The sequence below is a fragment of the Vibrio sp. V03_P4A6T147 genome (assembly GCF_002241085.1).
GTDB classification, from domain to species: Bacteria; Pseudomonadota; Gammaproteobacteria; order Enterobacterales; family Vibrionaceae; genus Vibrio; species Vibrio anguillarum.
Genome location: NZ_NDIO01000086.1, coordinates 1 through 2,789, shown reverse-complemented (window position 1 = coordinate 2,789; position 2,789 = coordinate 1). Strand labels below are relative to the sequence as shown.

Annotated in this window: 3 protein-coding genes; 1 reads left to right on the top strand and 2 read right to left on the bottom strand. The window is 42.2% G+C overall.

From position 1 onward, the window contains the following. On the top strand, positions 1–336 hold a 336-nt coding region (locus B9J84_RS03095), incomplete at its 5' end, for a YajD family HNH nuclease (RefSeq protein ID WP_094123498.1). A 17-nt stretch (positions 337–353) separates the two neighbouring features. Here the strand turns inward: B9J84_RS03095 and B9J84_RS03090 are convergent. Together B9J84_RS03090 and B9J84_RS03085 are read right to left on the bottom strand one after the other, a co-directional pair. Then, positions 354–569: a DUF3820 family protein gene (locus B9J84_RS03090; protein ID WP_026028221.1), complete on the bottom strand. Its 216-nt coding sequence runs from the start codon at positions 567–569 to the stop codon at positions 354–356. A 110-nt stretch (positions 570–679) separates the two neighbouring features. Further along, complete coding sequence (locus B9J84_RS03085) at positions 680–2,635, bottom strand: LTA synthase family protein (protein ID WP_094123497.1); 1,956 nt, start codon at positions 2,633–2,635, stop codon at positions 680–682. Positions 2,636–2,789 lie beyond the last annotated feature (154 nt).

Below are 2,789 nucleotides of genomic sequence, written 5' to 3'. Positions count from 1 at the left end.
GATTTTTATGGTTCAAGTGCCAATTATGCTCGTAAAGAGAGCGGTTACCGAGAAAAAGCACTTAAACTTTACCCTTGGGTGTGTGGCAATTGCGCGCGTGAATTCGTTTATTCAAATTTACGGGAATTAACTGTGCACCACAAAGATCACGATCACACCAATAACCCTGAAGATGGCAGTAACTGGGAGCTTTTATGCCTCTATTGTCACGATCATGAGCACTCTAAATATTCAGACCACGACCGATTTGGCGCTGAGCCTGTTGCGAGATTAGACGATCATCAAAGCGCGACCTATAACCCCTTTGCCGATCTCGCCAAACTGATGAAAAAATAACGCGGTTAGCCACTAGATCACATACGCTTTAGTGGCTTAACCACGCTATCCAATCCTTCAATTTTCAACGCTAAGCAAAGTTGCAGCAAACGCCCGAGCTCCCCTTCAGGGAAGCCCTTCTTATCAAACCACAGCAAATACTCTTCTGGTAAGTCGATAAGCGCTCGCCCTGCATACTTACCAAACGGCATTGGCATACGCGCAAGTTTAATCAGGTTCTCTTTTTCTAACATTTTGCGTCTCACAAACTGGCTAAACTTGTTTAAGTCCAACCAGTTTATGTTTCTCAGCCACTTTTGGGTACTGATTTATCGCATAACGCTGTAGGTGGATAAAAATATAATCAATATGAATCAGATGCGGTGTAGTAGTTTTCTTTAAACGCTAAGCTTCCCCACATAGCATTGGCATGAGCACGTTTAACCACTTCTGGATCCAACTCTTTTTCTGTCAGGGTATCTGATTTAAAATCATATTGATAAGTAGAAATACCTTGCTCAGGCCGAATAACAACCAGTTGGTTGTCTGCTGTCATATAGCCATAATTTTTATCTCGTTGCATCATTACTCGCTGCTTCTCAGCAGGAACATCATGAGTTAAATCGAACCCAATCATTGGGTTTTGGCTACTGATACCGGCCAAAGAAAGCAGTGTGGGTGCAAGGTCAATTTGACTAACTAGACGATCGTCAATGCGGTGTTCAATGCCGCCACCAAAAATCACCGCTGGAATTCGAAAGTAATCGACTGGTACAGGCTGATTACCCTGTGTTCTAGCATCATGATCTGCCACAGCAACAAACACCGTGTTATCCCAATATGGTGACTTTTTCGCTTTTTCAATGAACTGTCCAAGCGCATAGTCTGCATATTTCACCGCATTTTCCACCGTTTGCTTTGGCTCATTATACGGTTCAATCACGTTGTCAGGGTATTCAAATGGGCTGTGGTTCGATGAGCTAAAAACTAAGCTAAAGAACGGTTTACCTTCACGACTCATCTTCGTAAATTGCTGATCTGCCTTATTGTAGAGATCTTCATCTGACACGCCCCATGAACCAACATATTTAGGCGAATCAAAAGTTGGGAAATCTTGCATATCGACAAAACCGTTACCCAAGAAGAAACTCTTCATATTGTCAAAGTGGCTTTCACCACCGTAAATAAATTGTGTGTGGTAATTTCGAGACTTTAATAAATCCGCAATTGAAAAGAAATTCGTTTGGCTTTTACCTAATTTGACCACTGAACGTGCAGGAGTCGGAGAAAACCCAGTGGTCACCGCTTCAATACCACGAACAGAACGCGTTCCCGTTGCGTACAAACGGGTGAATGCCCACCCCTCATCAATCAGTTTATCGATATTGGGTGACGCATCGATACCACCAAGGCGGCTAACATAACGTGCACCGTGACTTTCAAGCAGTAGGATTACGATATTTTTAGGCTGGCCTTGATAGGTCGCTTGGTGCATTGCCATGCTAGGTTGTTGTGCAGAGACAAAGTCTTTATTGTCGACATTCATGGATGCACGAATTTCTTGGACGATCTCCTGCTTATCCATTTTCGGGTAAAACTCGAAAGCACTCGCTTCAGATTTCATCTGTTTGGCAGCAAAAATCGCTGAAAATGAGGAGTTTAACGTTAAATCATTCACCAAAGGGTCACTAGAAAAAGCCACCATCGCCGGATTTAATGGACGGTGTCCCAGTGAAGAACGCGCCCCCAAAATACCAATAGCCACAACAAAAATAGCAATCAGCGGACGCCAATACCATTTAGGAAAGCTTAAGTTCGAAACAAGCTGCTTGCTCCATTTCCAACCGACAAAAAGTGTGAACGTGGAAACTACGGCACCAAGGAAAAGCTCAAATTTATAGCCACTCCAAAGCATACTGAAAACTTCTTTGGGATAAATGAGATATTCGATAAAAATTCGATTAGGTCGCAGATCGTACTCAATAATAAATGGCGGTGTTGCTGCTTCCATGTAAACAATCAACCACAAACCGCCGGTAATCCACACACGTAAAAACCAATGCCAGACCCGACCGACAGCATGATCGCCAGACAGTAGGCTAGATAACAACGCTGGTAAAATGAGCAAATAACAAAGAGAAACAATATCAACTCGCAGACCACTTAAGAAAATGGTCAGCCATCCACCAGCATCACTCACCCGTTCAAAATGCCAGATAGCCAGTCCTAAACGAGAGACAAAAAAGATAACTAGCCCCACCACGAATACGGCAGCAATCGGATAGAGAGGCCCTAAGTAGGGTTTGATTTTATTGAGCATAAATTTCAACAACTATTAAGATTAAATGAATGGTTAGATAATACGTTAAGGCATTGATAAAAGAAATAAGTTCCATTTCATTTTGTAAAACGAAAAACTATCGCCTATTTTATCTTCATGCGTTAAATGTCTTAAGTTTTTCTTAAGATTAATA

Bases quoted from the DNA above. Each gene is read 5' to 3' on its own strand.
- B9J84_RS03090 (WP_026028221.1), bottom strand. From the start codon at position 569: ATGTTAGAAAAAGAGAACCTGATTAAACTTGCGCGTATGCCAATGCCG.
- B9J84_RS03085 (WP_094123497.1), bottom strand. From the start codon at position 2,635: ATGCTCAATAAAATCAAACCCTACTTAGGGCCTCTCTATCCGATTGCT.